The organism is Saezia sanguinis (assembly GCF_003991585.1).
GTDB classification, from domain to species: Bacteria; Pseudomonadota; Gammaproteobacteria; order Burkholderiales; family Burkholderiaceae_C; genus Saezia; species Saezia sanguinis.
Map to the genome: position 1 here is coordinate 719,681 of NZ_PQSP01000001.1, position 18,910 is coordinate 738,590.

The following is an 18,910-nucleotide window of genomic DNA, read 5'->3' on the forward strand; positions in this document are numbered from 1 at the left end:
TGCAACATACCATTTCCAGTATGAACCTGCGCGAAGCAGCGCTTCACGCCTTATGTATATGCACCCCGGCAGAAAAAAGCAACGCGGTCATTTCATACTACACACAAACGGATTTCCAGCAAAGAGTATCCGGCGCAGAACTGTCAATTACCCCCTCGGCCAGCGCACCCATGCCGGGCAGGCCTGACCTGCCTAGGCTCCTGCCGCCCAAAGATGTGCCCAGACGCAGCCCGAACACGCCACAGGGCCGCGCTGCGCTGATCCACGCACTAACACACATTGAATTCAACGCCATCAATCTGGCGCTGGATGCGGTGTGGCGTTTCCCCGATATGCCCGAACCATATTACCGCGACTGGTGGCAGGTCGCCTATGAAGAGGTACTGCACTTTAACCTGATGCGTGAACACCTGGAACAGCTCGGTTATCACTATGGCGACTTTGACGCACATGACGGCCTGTGGAACATGGTCGAAAAAACCAGTACCGATTTATGTGCCCGCATGGCGCTGATTCCACGCACCATGGAAGCCCGCGGGCTGGATGTCACCCCCGGCATTCAGGAAAAACTGCGCCAGGTAGGCGACCATAATGCCGTGGCGATTCTGGACATCATCATCCGCGATGAAATCGGCCACGTAACCTTTGGCAACCGTTGGTACCACTGGCTGTGCGGGCAACAGGGGTTTGACCCGCAAACACATTACGCCAGCCTGCTGGAACAGTACCACGCACCGCGCATCAAGCCGCCGCTCAATGAAGCCGCGCGCCACAAAGCCGGTTTTACTGCACAGGAGCTGGCTGCATTGAATACCTCTTCCTAACTACATTCATCTGCAAAGCCCCATGACATGGAAGAACTGCGACAAAAATACCTTTAAGTTGCACAACGGTTATTACTGCTTTGTGCCGAAAAAGATCTTCTTCTGAACGAGCTCATCCGTGTATATACGGAAGCGTTCAACATGCCTGCCCCGGACTTTGATCACGAAATGATTGACAGCATCAGGTTATGGCTGGCTGCAGAAGGCTCTTACCAGACGTGCGACCAGTTGGAAGCCATGGCTGCCAAAACAGATGACCCAGCGCTTAAAAAAGACCTGCTGAAGCAGTCACAGGCGATTGAAAACAAATGCGCTGCCTATTGCATGCCCAGAAATAGATACCAGCAGATAAAACAGCAGCAAGACAAACAACATCAAAAAACCAAAAAATAATCTGCGCCTGACCGATTGATTTGTATAGTCTTAGATTATGTTGCCAAAAAAAAACAGGCGAACCGAAGTTCGCCTGTTCATGTTGGCTAGGCTGCCAGCCGCATGGCAACAGCGTCAGGTGCCTGTGCATAACGTTCAAACTGCATATTGAAACTGCCCCGCCCTGAAGTGAGTGCACGCAAAGTACCAATATAGCCGAACATTTCCTGCAAAGGCACGCTGGCTTCAACCACGCAGAACTGGCCCTGTACATCCTGCGCATGGATGATGCCACGCCGCCGGCTCAGATCACCAATGCTGTCGCCCAGTGCAGCCGCAGGTGTATGCACCTGCACCCGCATCAACGGTTCCAGCACCACAGGGCCCGCCTTGCGCACAGCCGCCTGAAAAGCCGCTACCGCAGCCTGTTCAAACGCCATGACAGACGAGTCCTGCTCATGGTAGCTGCCATCCAGCAGCGTGACCCTGATATCCACACAGGGGAAATGCCCCAGCACACCGGCCTGCGCCGCACGGCGTACACCGGCCTGCACACCAGGTATATATTCACGCGGCACAGCACCACCGACAATTTTGCTTTCAAACTGAATGCCCTGCCCTTCAGGCAAAGGCTCCAGCCGCAGCACCACTTCGGCATACTGTCCGGGGCCACCACTCTGCTTTTTATGCAGGTAACGTTCTTCCACGGTCTTTGTGATTGTTTCCCGGTAAGCCACCTGCGGCCTGCCGGTATTCACTTCCACATTAAACCGCTGGCGCAGATCCTCCAGCCGCACATCCAGTTGCAGTTCACCCATGCCGGACAGAATGATCTGCCCGCTGTCGCTATCCTGCCGCACATGCAGGCTGGGGTCTTCACGCACCAGGGCCTGCAATGCCAGCCCCAGACGTTGCTGGTCTGCCTGCTTTTTCGGTTCAATCGCAATGTCGATCACCGGATCCGCGGCCACAATCTGCTCCAGCACCACCGGGTGTGCCGGATCAGACAGGGTATGCCCGGTCACAGCATCCTTGATGCCCATCACCGCCACGATATCACCGGCCTGTGCCAGCTTGACCTCATTCCTCTGGTCTGCATGCATTTCATACAGGCGCGAAATGCGCTCCCGCTTGCCCGTTGTCGCATTCAGCACCGTATCACCCGCGTGCAATTGCCCACGGTAAACGCGCAGGAACGAAAGCTGCCCATGCTGATCGGCAATTACCTTGAACAGCAACGCCACCAGCGGTGCATCCGGGTCAGAGTCGACCGGGTTTTGCACCTCAGCGGGCGCAGGCAGATAATCCACCACAGCATCCAGCAACGGCTCTATGCCATAACTGCGATAGGCTGATGCGGCCAGTACCGGCACAAACGCACCGGCAATGGTGCCACGGCGAATACAGGCACGCAGTTCCTCAACCGAGGGCTCGGCACCATCCAGCCAGCGCGCCAATAAGGCATCGTCCTGCTCAACCGCCAGTTCAACCATTTTGCTGCGCCACTGTTGTGCAGTATCTGCCATTTCAACCGGAATATCGGCCACCTGATACGCCTCGCCCGATGACGATACCCAGTACAGCGCACGCTGCTGCAACAGGTCGACCACACCGTGGAATTCGCCTTCTGAGCCGATTGGCAGATACAGCACCAAAGGCACCACATCCAGCCGCTCACGGATCATCTCCACCACACGGGCAAAATCGGCCCCGGTGCGGTCCAGCTTGTTCACCAGCGCAATACGCGGCACATGGTACTGATCGGCCAGGCGCCAGTTGGTTTCGGTTTGCGGCTCCACACCCGCAACGCCGTCAAAAACAACAACGGCACCATCAAGCACGCGCAGCGAACGCTTGACCTCAATATTGAAATCAATGTGTCCCGGTGTGTCGATGATATTGATCGGATGCTCACGCCAGAACACGGTGGTTGCCGCGCTGTTGATCGTGATTCCGCGCTTGCGTTCCTGCTCGTCATAGTCCAGCGTGGTATCGCCCGCATGCGTATTGCCCATGCGGTAGTTTTTGCCGGTGTAATACAGAATGCGCTCTGCCGTGGTGGTTTTGCCTGCATCCACGTGCGCGATGATGCCAATGTTACGAATTCGGTTTCTCATGGTTTTACCCCTTGGTTATCACACTGCTGCCAGGCACTACCGTATTTGCGTGCCGCTGGCATGGTGTTGAATCTGAAAGTCTGTCGGTTGACCTTCAGAATCACCAAAGGTCAACCACTAACCTGCTGACTGGCTCAAAAGCCCTCCTAAAGCGCTTTTGCCAACATGAACAGAGCCGAAGCACAGGCGCAAGCTATCCTGACCCCGGCCGGCCCGAATGGATTCGATCTGTTTGTCATAGCGGAACATGACTCACTGGCTCCTGAAAATGTGATGAATAAAAACAAAAAACCCGGCAGACTCAAGGCCAACCGGGTTCCACAAAAATTTGCTGAGCTTCAGAAGGCCTTCAACACTGCCTTCCGTACCACTGATACGTCAGGCTACTGAATCAAAATTGCGTGCACACCGGCAGGCAGCACAAAACGCACAGCAGATGCTGTGTTTTGCGCAGAAACCATCAGTGTGTTGGCAAAATTCAGTTTCATGACTTTCTGATATGGTGATGAATCAATGATTTTCAATAGATCCATTGGAACGCCCCGCACATCAACCCGTTGTACAACTTAATCAACCGGCTGACCTACTTCAAACGAGCGCCCCAATGTCAGTTACATATTTTACTGCCATGGCCTTATATGCAGCAAGGCAGGCCGTACCGCGGCAAAGAACCCCTGAGCACTCCACTGGCCCCAAACAATTTGTAAAACACCTCTGAAAAAATTTCTAATTCATTGAATTTAAATGAAAATTAAAAATTCACAACAAACCACCCTCCCCAACCCGGCTATCTAGTTCGGCCCCCAAACACTGTACCGAAAGAGCAACAGCACATTCAACACAAGGCCGAATCGGCACGCGTACAAAACCTCATACAAACCCCGGCGTATCAGGCATGGCCTGACCCGTGATCTGATATTGATATACCCTTATATATTGCTGTAAAGCTGTTTTTCAAAAAATTCAATACAAAAGGAAACCATGATGCAATTTCTACACACCATGCTGCGCGTGGGCAATATGCAGCGATCCATTGATTTTTATACCCAACTGCTGGGCATGACACTGCTGCGCACCGTCGACCGCCCTGACCAGCAATACAGCCTGGCGTATCTGGGATACGCTGGCGGCAATCCGGAACAGGCTGAGTTGGAGCTGACCTATAACTATGGAACCGACCATTACGACATAGGAACAGCCTACGGCCACATTGCCATTGGCGTTAACGACTGTTATGCGGCGTGTGAAAAAATCCGTGCCGGTGGTGGCCAGATATCCCGTGAACCCGGCCCGGTGAAAGGCGGAACCACCATGATTGCCTTTATTGTTGACCCTGACGGCTATAAAATTGAATTGATACAAAACGGTACCATGCAGTAACACGACCATAAAGCTTATACCGCTGTTCTGAACTGCCGGAATCATTGTCAGGGGCATGGATTGGCACAACCAGTAGAATAAGCACACCTATCACGACGCACAAAGGGTATTGGCAACATGTCTGAACCACGTTCGACCACACATCATATCCATGAGGTATTCACACAGCGCTGGTCGCCCCGGTCATTTACCGGTGAGGCCATTGATGAAAAAACATTGATGAGTTTTTTTGAAGCGGCCCATTGGGCACCTTCGGCGCACAACAGCCAGCCCTGGCGGTTTATCTATGCCCTGAAAGGCAGCCCCGAATGGGAGCCCTTGTTTGCGCCGATTTTCCCGCAAAACCAGATCTGGGCACAAAACGCATCCGCACTGGTTTTGTTTGTTGCACAAACACAATGGATTCCTCCACTGATGGACCATGAGGTGCCTCTGCCATATCATGCGCTGGATGTGGGCGCAGCAGCTATGTGCTTTTCATTGCAAGCAACGATGTCGGGCTGGGATACGCATCCGATTGCCGGCTTTGACAAAGAGTCTGCGCATAACCTGCTGGGCATTCCGGATCTGTTTGCACCGCTGCTGCTGATGGCTGTCGGCCGCCGTAATCCGGACATATCTGCTTTACCCAAAGAGTTGCAGGAGCGTGAGAAACCCAGCTCACGCATCGCGCTCAATGAACTGGTGAGCAAAGGCCTGTTCCAGCTTTAACCCGTATTGGCTGGTTCAGCCGGTGAGCATTCAACAGCAATCGGCTGTGCCAGAACTCATTTTCAATATTCCGTCACTTCGCCATTACCGGCAATCAGCACGGTACGGATGGGCGTTTCAGGATAAACCTGGGCCAGCGCCTGCCGGTATAACGCCAGTTGTTCACGGTAAGCGTCACCATGATGCACTTCTGGATTCCAGGACGATTTGTAGTCGACAATCCACCACTGCCCATCCAGCATCACCAGCCGGTCAATGCGCACAATTTCTCCCTGGTAACTCAGCTCAACCTCGTTCTCGGCCAGCTCAATCGCATCCGCATCAAAAAAACGCCTGCTTTGCGCATGGGTCAGAATCGCCTGCGCACTGCGTGCCGCTTTAGCGGCTTGCCCAAAGTCCAGCCCATGTTCACGGGCTGCTGCCTGCACATGCATATCTTCCGTGCTGCCCCACTCCAGCAGCCGATGCACCACCCGGCCAAAACGCTGTGCAGTTGAGGTCTGTTCAGCGGAATTGCCTGCCCCCAGTTGGGCCGCGCGAGAAATACCGGGCAGCCCTGTTTCTGCGCGCACCAGTTCCATCCATTCGGCAGCCTGCGCCGGTTGCTCCATCAGCTGCGGGCTATACGCCGGCTGCTCCAGTTGTTCAAAAACACCTTGCACTGCTATTTGAGAAGACGAAATGTCAGCAGCCAGCGTCAGCTCAGGAATATGCTGCAACTGGTTCAGCCTGCACCACCAGCTTTGCTCATCCCTGCCGGTTTTGACCGCAGAAAACACCAGGCGCTCCTGCGCCCGCGTCATCGCCACATACAGGGCATTGAGTTCTTCACGCGCATTGGCGGCAGCTTCGCTTTGCGCTAGCAGCGTCACATCAGCCGGCAGTTTTTTGGCACTGGTGAAAAATACAAGCCGGCGCGGGTGGCTTTCCTGCGCGGGCCAGTCCATCAGCACCGAAAATCCGTCCGCTCTGGATTTGGCCGGATCGGTATCCAGCACAATCACGCCCCGCGCTTCCAACCCCTTAGCGCCGTGAATGGTAAGCAGTTCCACCGCATCACCACCACCCGGATATTCACTTTTGATCGGGCGCTTGCGCAATGCCCGCACCAAGTTATAAGGCGTTGCATAGCGCCCGCCATCCAGCGTCAAAGCCTGTTGCAGCAAAGAGCGCAGATTGGTCAGCACCTCGTCACGCATCGCCACCGGAACCGCCTGTGCATAACGCGCCAGCAGGTCCGCCTGGTTGTAAATGACATCTAACAAATCATGCGGCGGCAGTTCGCGCGCCAATTTGTCCCATTGTTGAAGCAGCCCGGCTGCCCGTTGTAAAGCAGCAGGAAATTCATCCTCCTCGCCTGCTGCCTGCAGCAGCACATCCCACCAACTGACGGACGTTTTTTCCGCTGCGGCATATCCGGCATCATCAGGCACCGGCATGCGTGCCTGCCTGACCCGCTGTGCCAGCAGCATCAGATCATCGTCATTCACATCAAAAATCGGACTACGCAGCGCCTGCGCCAGTGACAGATCATGCATATGCGAGGCCAGCACATCCAGCAGGGCCGTCACGTCCTGAATTTCCTGCGTTTGCCCCAACAGCACATCATCAGCAAAACGCCAGGGAATACGCCGATGATTCAGTTCCACCAGCAGCTCGCGCAAACGGTCTTTTTTACGTGACAGCACTTTGATATCAGATGCCCGCCAGCCGTCCTGCACTATCCACAGGCTGATCAGGTCGGCCACCTGGCGTACCTCCTGCTTACGCAGCTTTTCCTCTTCCACATAACGCGGCTCGGTCAGCGAATCGCGCCATTGCATACGCTGTTGCGCCGATTGCTTCTGCCCGGTAGTTTGCTCCACCGGCGGCAAAATACCCACCAGCCCCGGCTGGGAAGAAGCGGTGGTATGCGCCCGGAAGTCCGCATATTCCCCCGCCGTCTGTGCCAGCGTAAACAGCTCATTCACACGCTCAATCACTCCACACGCATTGCGGCGCGTATGATCGCACGCCAGCCGGTCAGCCCCCCACATCTGTTGCAGAAAATCACACGCCGCCATAAACACCGCCGGATCGGCCCGGCGAAAGCGGTAAATGGACTGCTTGGGGTCTCCCACAATGAACACACTCAGCCGCCCACCACCACCAATACCACCATAGGCGGAAAACCAGCTGCGCAGGGCCTGCCACTGCAAAGGGTTGGTATCCTGAAACTCGTCGATCAGCACCTGGCTGATGCTGGCGTCCAGCCGCTGGGCCACCCAGCCATAGGTTTCGGTATCGCCCAGCAGGCGCAGTGCCACACGTTCCAGATCGACCATGTCCACTTTGCCCTGCTCGCGTTTGACCTGCGCATAACACGCGAGCAACGCACGCGTTAAGCGCATCATGCGTTGCTGGTACACATAAGCGTCATGCTGGATAAGTGCCTCCAGTAAGGGCTGCAACTCCTGTTCGGCGAGTTGGGCTGCTTCAAATTTTTGCAAGCGGTTATTCAGGCGAAATTCGGTTTTGACAAACAGCGCTTCGCGCAGCATGTTCAGCCGCTGCTTGGCACTGTCTGCGGTCAATGCCTGTTCTATGGCTCTGGCTGCATCCTGCGGCGTTTTATTCTTCTCCTGCCCCAGCACTTTGGCATAACCCAGCCAGCGCTGAACAAAGGCCGCATGCATCGCCTGGCTGCCTGGGTCGGGCGCATCAGCAACTGAATCGGCCACCCTCCCGTGTGCATCAGCTAAAGTAAATTCAATACGGCGTTCCCAGGCCTTCCGCAAAGCTTCCTGCGTGTTAAAGCTGCCCTGCTCCTGAAGCAGGTTTTCCAGGTCTTCTCGCAGTTCGCTGTTGTGCAGACACTTTTGCAGCAGCGCATACCAGGCCGGTGCAAACAGCTCGCTGTCGTCTTCAACCAGCTCATAGCTGGCCGGCAAGCCCAGTTCATTCAGTACCCCCATAGGTGCAGCGCCCAGCAACTGTGCAAACCAGCCGTGGAAAGTGCGTATCTCCACACTGCGCGGGTTGGCAATGAGCCTGGCGTAAAGCCCGCGCAGTTCGGGCACCAGCGGTTTGGCCTGATCCGCCGCAATGCCCCGGTTCACCAATTCTTGTACCAGCGCGTCATCATCTGCCTCATGGGCGAATGCATGCAACCATTCCTGCAGGCGTGCACGCATTTCACCGGCGGCTTTTTTGGTGTAGGTAATGGCCAGTATCGCTTCAGGCTTGACCCCTGCCAGCAAAGCCCGCAGGATGCGGGATACCAGCATCCAGGTTTTTCCGGCACCGGCACAGGCCTCTACCGAAACACTGCGGGTCGGATCACAGGCAATGGCGTAAAAATGTTCTGCGCTGACTGGCGCACCATTGGCCGTATACGCAGGAGCATATGTATGAGACGGTACGGATGGGTTTGGCACAGAATCAGTCATGCAGCTTCCCTGTCTGTACTGCGCCTTTGGTCGCCGCCGTATCAGCGGCGCTGAAAGCAGGCTGGGCATCAGCCTCCCAGTATTTTTTCCGACACAAACCAATGGCCGAACAGTAGGCACAGGCTTGCGCTTGCCCGATCGGATCTGCGGGAAAACCATCTTCCAGCCGCTGCAAGTCATTCACAATGCCCTGGCGCAGCGCCTGTTTGTCCTGCGCCAGATCCTTGACTGAAAATGCTTCGACATTACCTTCCCGCTCATCCAGCGACAGGTAAAATGCCGACGCGGCATCTGCCTGGGAAACTTCGCCCACAGCGTCCCCGCCTTTGACCATCTGCCCTTCCATCAGCAGGGCATAAAAAGGCAGTTGCACATCTTCAAACGGTTCATTGACACGCTGCCTGGTTTTGGAGCGCCGTTCTGTCTTGTAATCAATCACCACAGGCGCGTCCCGCTTTTTGTCCAGACGGTCGATACGCCCCTGCAAAGTGATTTGGTCAGTCAGTTGGCTGCGCATCGCCAGCTCTGCCTGCTCAAACTGTCCCCCTTCACTTTCGTACCCATGCAACCAGCTCAGATACGCTACGGAAATGTCCGGCCAGCGCGCACGCCAGAGAATCAGCGCCGCCTGATCATAGTTTTCAGAAAGCTGCTGCGCACATGCATTGAGCAACTCGGTATCGCTTGCCATTGTGCAAGGGAAATTCTGATGTGCCCTCTGTTCGTGAAACTGTTTAAGCACGGCATGCAGCCAGTTACCATAATCACGCTGATCCAGTTCACTGTCCAGTTCGTCAGGTTCGCGCAGTTGCATCATGTACAAAGCATAAAAACGGTAAGGGCAGTTGCGCAGGGCCTGATAGGCTGATGCGCTCAACATGTCCACCTGCAAACGTTTGGCAGGCCGTGGGGCAGGAACCGGTGTAGACTGCGCTTCCAGCAAACGCATTGTCCGCTGATCCGGCTGTTGGTCGGAAAGCTGCATCCCGCCTTCTGCTTCAGCATTCAAAAGCCTTTGTACCAGCGTGGCAGGCCCCAGCGGCTGAGAGCCCTCTATGGAACGCCAGATCAGACTGACACGGGGCAGCCTCAACGCCTGTACCCACTGTGCCTGCAAACGTTGCCACCAGCGCTGGCGGCTGGCCAGCCCCAGGGCGATGCGGTCAGATTCACGCCAGAATCCTGGCAGGCTGGGGGCTGCCGTCAGACGTGCTTCATCACAGCCCGGAATCACAATGGCGGCAAAAGGACGCAGCATGACACGGGCCAATGGCGTGATCACCACCTGCGGCTGCTCGGGAGCAGGCGGAATGAACGTCACGGTTTCCAGCGCATGCGCCACCCAGCGGACAAAGTCGGCATAATTCATTGATACGGCTTGTGCCTGCCGGGCAAAATCAGACAGAACATATTCTGCATCAGCTTCTGGCTGTGCAGACAACTCGTGGCAGTGCAATATCTGCAACGCTTCAATCCCTGCCGCATCGCGCAGTAAAAATGCTTTGGCGCCGCATTGCTCCAGCACCTGGTCAAATACCTGTAAATGTGCCCATAAGCTGCTCTGCCCTGTGCCCCGCAGGGTTGTCACCAGATCATTGATGCGCCGCAGTACCTGTTGTGCAGCCAGTGGCCAGCCTGGCCGCGCCTCGTAAGGCCACTTGGGGACTTCCTGTTTGCGGATGCAGGCCTCCAGCACATCCAGCCCGCCGGTGAATTCATGGTTTGGCGGCAACGCTTTGAACGCATCCAGCAGTGTATCGGCCGGGGCATCCCACAAGCCACTGCGAACCAGGCTCATCACCAGTGCGGCAGAACGCGTGGTGGAAAGTGTCCAGCCGGTTTCATCGGCCAGTGCAACGCCCTGCCGCGACAACAGGGCCCGCACACGGCGGGCGATTGGCCGGTCTTGCGAGCATAAAGCTACAGGCATGACACCGGCATTGAGCAGGTTGATCACTTCGGCCGCTGCGCGTTCAGCTTCATCTTCAGCATCACTGGCAATCTGCCACACCGGGGGATGCTCTTTGGCAATGACCGCCAGAGGATCGGTCTGCACTTCCATGCGTTTAAACATATCCGGCGTGGACTGCACGTGTGCCTGCTGCGATGAAAACAGATCGAGATTCAGCCACAACCGCTGTTGTTGAGGCCAGCGGGCAAACAGGTTCTGCGTCAGCGCGTCCGGTCCGCCGGCCTGCACCACCACCAGCGCAGTGCGCTGCTGCGACAATGCCGATACGTTATCTGCCAATGCAAACAGGATGTCGGTAGCCCATACCTCGGTTGCACTGGCCCATGCCACAGCCAGCGGCCCCAGCGCCGCTTCCACGCCCGCCACGCCAGGTTGCGGCTGCTCAGCCAGTTGCCCGGCCTGTTTCCAGTAAGCCGCACGCTCCTGCGGTGCCAACGTGCCAGCGGCCTGCATCAGGTCGTTGGCCATGGTTACCAGCGGCTCCACCAGGGCATTGGCCAGATCAAGCGCCTGCCCCTGCTCCAGCCGGCGCAGCCAGCTTTGTGCTTGCAAATGGTCCAGCACCGGGTCTCCACAAGGTCCTGCGCCTGGCTGATGCACACCGCCCAGCCTTGCCGCCCAGGTCTGGGTCGTCTCTATGCGGGGAATCAATCCATCCCCAAGTTCCTGCTGCCACGCTTTGCGCAGCGGAGATATCACCTGGACAAACGGTAATACTACTGTAATTTGTGTGGGTATTAGGCCGCCTCTTTTACCCCATTCGTTAATCTCGGCGGCAACCCTTCTCCATAGCGAAGAAGTGGCTCCGCTCTCTAAAGGCCAATCCCAGGCGCTTGTCAAGCCAGGGAGGGTATCATCATTTACTGAGTGGGTAGTCACGGCCATTGAAAAACAACTTTTCGCCTTTATGTCAGAATTCACATCCATGGGAATGTGCTGGTAATATTTCACACATTTCAGGGTTTTTCCTTATTATGATTATGATAATCAACTTGAACAAGGTTTCATTATGAGCACAGAACTCATCAAGCATGTTACCGACAGTAGTTTTGAAAACGATGTCCTCCAGTCCCCCACACCCGTTCTAATTGACTTCTGGGCCGAATGGTGCGGCCCATGCCGCATGATGGCCCCTATTCTCGATGAAATTGCCGAGGAGTGCCAAGGTAAGCTGGTTGTCGCCAAGGTCAATACCGACGAAAACCGCAATACCGCCGCCAAGTTCGGGATTCGTGGCATTCCAACACTGATGCTGTTTAAAAATGGCGACCTGCTGGCAACCAAAGTGGGCGCAGCAAGCAAGTCACAATTACTCAGCTTCATCGAACCCCATATTTCCTGATTCCTCAGGATTTGTTACACTTTTTTCTTGCAGACAGCTTTTTTCGTCGTATACTAGCTGCCTGAACAGTGAAAACAGCCTGTTTGTCTTTGGACCAGCAGGCTGTTGTACAAATACCCACCATTTTCACACGCACTTTGATCAGTGTGCCGACAAGTGGTACAGGTTAGCATATTCCTTGCTATAAATTTTCAACATATCCTTTAACCGCCAAGGGGCGGACTTCATGCATCTTTCTGAACTAAAAAAACTCCATGTTTCAGCGTTGCTCGAGATGGCCGAAGGCCTTGAGATTGATAACGCTGCCCGGTTGCGCAAACAGGAACTCATGTTTGCCATTATGAAAAAACGCGCCAAAGGCGGTGAACAGGTCTTTGGCGACGGTGTGCTTGAAGTCCTACCGGACGGTTTCGGCTTTCTGCGTGCGCCGGAAGCCAGTTACATGGCTGCAACCGACGATATTTATATCAGCCCCAGCCAGATCCGCCGCTTCAACCTGCACACCGGCGATGCCATTGAAGGTGAAGTCCGCACCCCGAAAGATGGCGAACGCTATTTCGCGCTGGTCAAAGTGGACCGTGTCAACGGCCTCACGCCTGAGCAAAATAAGCACAAGATCATGTTCGAAAACCTCACCCCGCTGTTTCCGAATAAACAGCTGGTGCTGGAGCGTGATACCCGCAGTGAAGAAAACATCACCGGACGCATCATCGACCTGATCTCCCCCATCGGTAAAGGCCAGCGTGCCCTGATTGTGGCACCGCCGAAAAGCGGTAAAACCGTGCTGATGCAAAACATTGCCCACGCCATTACCGCCAACAACCCGGATGTTTACCTGATTGTGCTACTGGTGGATGAACGACCGGAAGAAGTGACAGAAATGCAACGCTCGGTTCAGGGCGAAGTGGTCAGCTCCACCTTTGACGAACCGGCTACCCGCCATGTCCATGTGGCAGAAATGGTCATCGAGCGCGCCAAACGCCTGGTTGAACTGAAAAAAGACGTGGTGATTCTGCTGGATTCCATCACCCGCCTGGCACGTGCTTATAACAATGTTGTGCCATCATCCGGCAAGGTACTCACCGGCGGTGTCGATGCCAACGCACTGCAACGCCCGAAACGCTTTTTTGGCGCCGCACGCAATATTGAAGAAGGCGGCTCCCTGACAATCATTGCCACCGCGCTGATCGACACCGGCAGCCGGATGGATGAAGTGATTTTTGAAGAATTCAAAGGCACCGGCAACAGCGAAATCCAGTTGGATCGCCGCTTGTATGAAAAACGTGTGTTCCCGGCCATTGCCCTCAACAAGTCAGGCACACGGCGCGAAGAGCTGCTGGTGCCCAACGACGTGCTGCAAAAAACCTGGATTCTGCGCAAACTGCTCTACCAGATGGACGAAATTGAAGCGATGGAGTTTATCCAGACCAAAATGCGCCAGACCAAAAACAACAACGAGTTTTTTGAAATGATGCGTAAAGGCAGCTAAAGCGGCAAATTACAGCCTCTTGTCATCCAAGCACATTTTGTGCGATAATAGAAAATTATTCTGGAAAGTACTGCGCTTATTCAATGAAGCAGGCAGCGGCTCCCGTTGTTAAACATAGCTAGGAAAAATACCATGCGTGAAGGTATCCACCCCGATTATCGTGAAGTTGTATTTCTGGACCAGTCTAACGGCTTCCAGTTTGTAACCCGTTCTTGCGCTCCGACCAAAGAAACCGTCAAACTTGACGATGGTCGTGAACTCCCCCTGTTTAAACTGGAAACATCCAGCGAATCGCACCCGTTCTACACCGGAACGCAGAAGAGTGTGGACTCCATGGGTGGTCGCGTTGAGAAATTCCGCAACAAATTTGCCAAGGCAGGTTCTCTGTTGCGCAAATAATGGACGGCTGCGCCGCATTTTGAATTGCGGCCTGGCAACTGATCCATTTCAAAAAAGGGCTGCGACGGTTCACACCGCACTGCCCTTTTTTCATTGATCTTCATTGCCCCTGAGTAACGAAATTCACAACGATATCGTTACAATCACTGCATACCCTCACAACAGATTATTGATGTGAACCAACCCACCCCGGCCATAGTCACCCAACGCGAGGTCAAGCGCCTGCCGCGCCTGGCTCTGCTGCTGATGTGTGCCGCCTACATATTGCCCGGTTTGTTTGGCCGGGACCCCTGGCGTCCCAGCGACTCCACCGCTTTCGGATACATGTATGCGCTGGCCGAAGGCCATACCTCATGGCTTGCCCCGGAGCTTTTGGGCAATTCGCCTGATGGCGGGCTGATTCCCTACTGGCTGGGAGCTGCCTTTATCAAACTGCTACCGTTTCTGGATGCGCCCACCGCTGCACGCATTCCGTTTGCTTTGCTGCTGGCCGCAATTTTCCTGCTGACCTGGTACGCCTGCTATTACCTGGCACGCACCGAGCCAGCACAACCGATTGCCTTTGCTTTTGGTGGTGAAGCCAATCCGAAAGACTACGCACGCGCCATTGCAGACGGCGCCTTGCTGGCGCTGATGGCCACCATCGGCTTATTGCAGCCAGGGCATGAAACCACCCCGGAACTGGTACAGATGGGGTGTATCACTTTCTTCTTTTTTGCACTTGCCGCAGCACCGTATAAAACAGTATCTACCTGGATATGCGCGGCCTGTTCATTACCGGTACTTGCACTCAGTGGTGGCCCTGTCATGGCCGTGGTGCTGGGTATTGCCGCAGCGGTCATGTGCGCTAATTCCGAATATGAAAAAGCCCGTCCGGCGGCGGCCTTTTTTATCCTCGGTGTTGTGTTATCTGTTGTATTGTCCTGGCTGACCAATACCTGGGGCGGCATCAGCATATACATCAATTCACCGCTGCGCCTGCTGTTGTCGTTCATGGAAAATGCGGTGTGGTTCACCTGGCCGGTATGGCCTTTTCTGGGGTGGACGTTATGGCACTGGCGTTATCTGTGGCGCCGTAGACACATCTCCGGCCCGCTGGTCGTGGTGGTGGTTGCAGTTCTGGGCTGCCTGTTCAGCGATGGCGACAAAAACTACCTGCTTTATGCACTGCCCGCCATGGCTGTACTGGCAGCATTTGCCATGCCCACATTCAAGCGCAGCGTATCGGCGCTGATTGACTGGTTTGCGCTAATCCTTTTCACGCTGCTGATGCTGGTAGGCTGGTTTTACTGGTTTGCCATGTCAACCGGCTATCCAGCAACACCATCGGCCAAAGTATTGCGTCTGGTACCCGGCTATACACCCGAATTCGCGCTGCTGCCTTTCATCATTGCGCTGCTGGCAACCATTGCCTGGCTATGGCTGGTACGCTGGCGCACCGGCAGGCATCCGCACGCCATCTGGAAAGGCATGGTGCTCTCGGCTGGCGGCGTGACACTGTGCTGGCTGATGCTGATGACCCTGGGGCTGAACGTGATGGACTACGCACGCAGCTTCAGGCCCTGGACTGCCCGAATTGAGCAGGTGGTTACTGCCAGCGGCACTGTACCTGAATGCCTGTCCACACAGAATCTTTCTGTCATGCAGATTGCCACCTGGTCATGGCAGCCTGGCATACCGTTGCGTGCAGAAACGGCCAACTGCCCTTATCTGATTGTCAATGCACCATCCAATGCGTTTATTCCCTTTGTTGATAAACAGCGTTGGGAGCTGGACGACAATGGCATTGTCATCCGCCCAAGTGACCGTACCCTGCAAGACCGGGTTCTGATTTACCGCCTGCACCCGGATGCATATCATGACGCTGCTCAGCCTGCTGATAACGCCATTGGTATTGCGCATGAATGATTTTTTTAAGATCGGGCGTCATGCATTTTCTGTATTAGCTGGCCAGTGGGCGGCTGTCGGCTATGGCATAGTCGACAACGCCATTGCCGGCCACATTGACAAAACTGCCTTATCAGCCCTTTCACTGGGCATTGCCATCTACATGAGCGTGTTTATCGGCCTGATGGGCATCGTTCAGGCCATTTTGCCCATTGCCGGCCAGCTCTATGGTGCCAAGCGCTATACAGAAATTGGCTACCAATGCCGGCAGACGTTTTACCTGGCCATCGGGGTCAGCATTATCGGTATTCTGTGCCTGATGTTTCCCGGCCCCCTGCTGCAACTGGCTGACGCCCCGCCCGAAAAAGAAGCGCTGGTACGCGATTACCTGCACATGCTGGCGCTGGGGTTTGTGCCTGCAGTGCTGTTCCGGATTTATGCCTCTTTGAGCCAGGCCATATCGCGCCCGCTGTTTGTTACTGTGCTGCAGATCATCGGGCTCGCTATCAAAATTCCGCTGACCTGGCTGCTGGCCGTGCAATGGGAGATGGGCATTGCCGGCTGCGGCGTGAGTACAACGATGCTGAACACGCTGTTTTTTATCATCGCTGTCGTCATGCTGATCAAGCACCCGGTATACCGACCATTTCACATTATCCAGCGGCTGGAGCCACCGGCTGCCAAAGACCAGGTCGCCTTATTAAAGCTAGGCATTCCAATGGGGTTGAGCTACTTTATTGAAGTGACCGGCACCACGTTCATGGCCATTTTTATTGCACGCTTTCATTCCGATGCCTATGCCAGCGGGCACCAGATCGTGGGCAGCATTGCCGGTGCCGTCTACATGATTCCGTTGTCCATCAGCATTGCCAGCAGCGCCATTGTTGCGCAGTACCTGGGGGCCTGTAATTACATTGCCGCCAGATCTGCCGGTTATAAAGGCATTACCATGGCAATCATCTGCGCTATTGCAGCAGGCCTGCTGGTCTACTTCTGCCAGCAACCCATTATCGGCATCTACACGACTGATCCCGATGTGATTGTCGTAGCCTCTTCACTGATTATCTTTATTGCCTTGTACCAGTTGGCAGACGCCACCCAGATCACTGCCGCATTCATCCTGCGGGCTTACAAGATTGCGATTTTGCCCACCATTTTGTATGCCGTGGCGCTGTGGGGTGTCGGGCTGGGTGGGGGCTATACAATTGCATTCAACCTCACCGGGCACTCACCTGAGTTTCTGCAAGGCCCAGCCGGCTTCTGGTTTGGCAACGCCGTCAGTCTGGCTGCCATTGCTATCGCACTGGTCATGCTGTTCAACCATATTTCGAAAAAACTGATTGCAGAAGAAAAGCGTCTGGCCTCAGAAGCCATACCTGTTTAGGCTATAAGCGCCTTGTCTTCACTGCGGCGCTTACGCTGAAGTATCGGGAAGTTGGCTGCTTTCCAGCATAATGGTCAGCGATGAAATGTCATGAAACCCCTGCGCCTGCGCAGCCTGACAGATCGCATCATGCAGCTTGGCATCGTTTAAAAATTCAACACGTGAACCACACGGACTGATCAGCATGTCGACTTTCTCTGATGTTTTCTGTGGTTTAAGCCGATACAGCATGGCACCTCCTTCAGAGCGTACCCGCAACACAACACCATGCTGTTCCAGATGACTGAGCGTACGGTACACCGTCGCCAGAGAGAAAGTCATGCTTCCGACCGTCTGTGCACGCTGAATCACACAACAGAAAATCTGTTTTGCATCCAGACATTCCGGTGCGACCTGTTCCAGTATGCGCAACACCACCAGCCGAACCAGCGTCGGACGCAGTCCGGCCTGTGCCAGCCTGGCCTGCGCCGATTCCAGCTCATCCATCTGTGCTGTCAGATCCTTTTTACTCATACAGCCTTCCGATAAAAGCTTTTACTCCACTTCTCTGGGCGCATTTTTAACGCCATGCTTCCAGTAGTTGGAAGCGCGTATCCGCGATTTATCCACACCACGAACCGTCACAAAATGCTGGTGTACTGCCTTTATCACAGCACTCTCTGCTGCAGCCCAGATGAATCCTTCGCCCTCAGGTAATGCCGTATCAGACAAGGCGTCCACAAAAGCCTTCACCTCATCCTGCTGGTCACGCCGGTACAGCCACATCGCAGACAGTTGCGCCTTGGTGTTTAACGGCAGTTGTGCTGAAGGGTCATCCACCTCAATGAATGTATATACCCGCGCCTGTGCCGGCAGCTCTTCCAGCCTGCGGGCGATGGCCGGATACGCGGTTTCATCCCCGATCAGAAAGTGCCAGTCAAAATGGCTGGGAATCACCATGGAACCACGAGGCCCGCCCATACCCAGATAATGCCCGGGTTGTGCCTGTTGCGCCCATGTAATGGCAGCACCGCCATTATGAATGGCAAAGTCCAGCACCAGTTCACGTTTGAGCGGGTCATACCGACGTGGCGTATAGTCCCGCACCGTCGGGCGTGCCTGCCCTTCAGGAAAGATCAGACCATTCTCTCCCACTTCAGGCAACACTGGTCGATCACACCCTGGCTCTGGAAAAAAGAGTTTGACGTGATCATCAAAAGAAGCCGATTGAAAGTCATGCAGGTCATCGCTTTGCAAGGTGATTCTGACAAAATTCGGTAATTCGCGAGACACCTCTTTGACTCGCAGCAGACGCATTTTTAAAGGGAAACGGACCCGTTCAATGGCAAAATCACGCACTTCAGACATGTGTACATTCCTTGTTGTTGTGGTTCATAAAAATGTTGATCCCAATGTCATGGTCGTTTTTAACCGGCATGGTTTCAATCAGACATAAATATATCTTAAGATATATTTAAAGATACTTTAAACTATCTTACGATATAAAGTCAAGCGTTTAGATTGAAAAATGGTGCCCAGGCTCACACCTTGCAACCATGCTGAGCTCGCAGATTGCAAAAACAGATAAAACAGATACCCGTGATCAAATCCACAGGACAAGCCAGC

At 54.6% G+C, this 18,910-nt stretch carries 15 protein-coding genes; 10 read left to right on the top strand and 5 right to left on the bottom strand.

The window, feature by feature from the left end:
• The first annotated feature begins 20 nt into the window (after nucleotides 1-20).
• Entirely contained in the window at nucleotides 21-824 is an 804-nt protein-coding gene (locus CUZ56_RS03280; RefSeq protein WP_126978562.1) for a ferritin-like domain-containing protein, read from the top strand.
• A gap of 141 nt (nucleotides 825-965) precedes the next feature.
• Nucleotides 966-1,217, top strand: a complete 252-nt coding sequence (locus CUZ56_RS03285) for a hypothetical protein (RefSeq protein WP_126978146.1) — start codon at nucleotides 966-968, stop codon at nucleotides 1,215-1,217.
• Between the two features lie 86 nt (nucleotides 1,218-1,303).
• Here CUZ56_RS03285 and fusA read toward each other — a convergent pair whose 3' ends face one another.
• Nucleotides 1,304-3,313, bottom strand: a complete 2,010-nt coding sequence (fusA, locus tag CUZ56_RS03290; protein ID WP_126978148.1) for an elongation factor G — start codon at nucleotides 3,311-3,313, stop codon at nucleotides 1,304-1,306.
• Between the two features lie 165 nt (nucleotides 3,314-3,478).
• On the opposite strand from fusA, the gene CUZ56_RS03295 reads away from it, so the two are divergent.
• From CUZ56_RS03295 to CUZ56_RS03305, 3 genes are all read left to right on the top strand, one after another.
• Complete coding sequence (locus CUZ56_RS03295) at nucleotides 3,479-3,703, top strand: hypothetical protein (protein ID WP_126978150.1); 225 nt, start codon at nucleotides 3,479-3,481, stop codon at nucleotides 3,701-3,703.
• 594 nt (nucleotides 3,704-4,297) lie between these two features.
• Nucleotides 4,298-4,693 carry a lactoylglutathione lyase gene (gene gloA / locus CUZ56_RS03300; protein WP_126978564.1) on the top strand — a complete coding sequence of 132 codons (396 nt, stop codon included), beginning with the start codon at nucleotides 4,298-4,300 and terminating at the stop codon, nucleotides 4,691-4,693.
• 117 nt (nucleotides 4,694-4,810) lie between these two features.
• The gene (locus CUZ56_RS03305; RefSeq protein WP_126978152.1) at nucleotides 4,811-5,404 is read left to right on the top strand and encodes a nitroreductase family protein; all 594 of its coding nucleotides are present in this window, start codon (nucleotides 4,811-4,813) and stop codon (nucleotides 5,402-5,404) included.
• Between the two features lie 62 nt (nucleotides 5,405-5,466).
• Here CUZ56_RS03305 and CUZ56_RS03310 read toward each other — a convergent pair whose 3' ends face one another.
• Together CUZ56_RS03310 and CUZ56_RS03315 are read right to left on the bottom strand one after the other, a co-directional pair.
• Nucleotides 5,467-8,832, bottom strand: a complete 3,366-nt coding sequence (locus CUZ56_RS03310; protein WP_162615239.1) for a UvrD-helicase domain-containing protein — start codon at nucleotides 8,830-8,832, stop codon at nucleotides 5,467-5,469.
• Nucleotides 8,825-11,503: a PD-(D/E)XK nuclease family protein gene (locus tag CUZ56_RS03315; protein ID WP_162615240.1), complete on the bottom strand. Its 2,679-nt coding sequence runs from the start codon at nucleotides 11,501-11,503 to the stop codon at nucleotides 8,825-8,827. Before CUZ56_RS03315 ends, CUZ56_RS03310 begins: the two co-directional genes overlap by 8 nt.
• Nucleotides 11,504-11,813: 310 nt before the next feature.
• Here CUZ56_RS03315 and trxA point away from each other — a divergent pair, with 310 nt between their 5' ends.
• The 5 genes from trxA (at nucleotide 11,814) to CUZ56_RS03340 (ending at nucleotide 17,305) form a co-directional block, all read left to right on the top strand.
• Nucleotides 11,814-12,146: a thioredoxin TrxA gene (gene trxA / locus CUZ56_RS03320; protein WP_126978158.1), complete on the top strand. Its 333-nt coding sequence runs from the start codon at nucleotides 11,814-11,816 to the stop codon at nucleotides 12,144-12,146.
• Between the two features lie 226 nt (nucleotides 12,147-12,372).
• Entirely contained in the window at nucleotides 12,373-13,635 is a 1,263-nt protein-coding gene (gene rho / locus CUZ56_RS03325; RefSeq protein WP_126978160.1) for a transcription termination factor Rho, read from the top strand.
• A gap of 132 nt (nucleotides 13,636-13,767) precedes the next feature.
• Nucleotides 13,768-14,034, top strand: coding sequence for a type B 50S ribosomal protein L31 (locus tag CUZ56_RS03330; RefSeq protein WP_126978162.1), 267 nt, complete (start codon nucleotides 13,768-13,770; stop codon nucleotides 14,032-14,034).
• Nucleotides 14,035-14,208: 174 nt separating this feature from the next.
• Entirely contained in the window at nucleotides 14,209-15,942 is a 1,734-nt protein-coding gene (locus CUZ56_RS03335; RefSeq protein ID WP_126978164.1) for a hypothetical protein, read from the top strand.
• Nucleotides 15,893-17,305: an MATE family efflux transporter gene (locus CUZ56_RS03340; RefSeq protein ID WP_162615241.1), complete on the top strand. Its 1,413-nt coding sequence runs from the start codon at nucleotides 15,893-15,895 to the stop codon at nucleotides 17,303-17,305. Before CUZ56_RS03335 ends, CUZ56_RS03340 begins: the two co-directional genes overlap by 50 nt.
• 30 nt (nucleotides 17,306-17,335) lie before the next feature.
• Here the strand turns inward: CUZ56_RS03340 and CUZ56_RS03345 are convergent, their stop codons facing one another.
• Together CUZ56_RS03345 and CUZ56_RS03350 are read right to left on the bottom strand one after the other, a co-directional pair.
• Nucleotides 17,336-17,818, bottom strand: a complete 483-nt coding sequence (locus CUZ56_RS03345; RefSeq protein ID WP_126978167.1) for a Fur family transcriptional regulator — start codon at nucleotides 17,816-17,818, stop codon at nucleotides 17,336-17,338.
• Between the two features lie 21 nt (nucleotides 17,819-17,839).
• Entirely contained in the window at nucleotides 17,840-18,652 is an 813-nt protein-coding gene (locus CUZ56_RS03350) for a siderophore-interacting protein (protein WP_126978169.1), read from the bottom strand.
• Nucleotides 18,653-18,910: the final 258 nt, after the last annotated feature.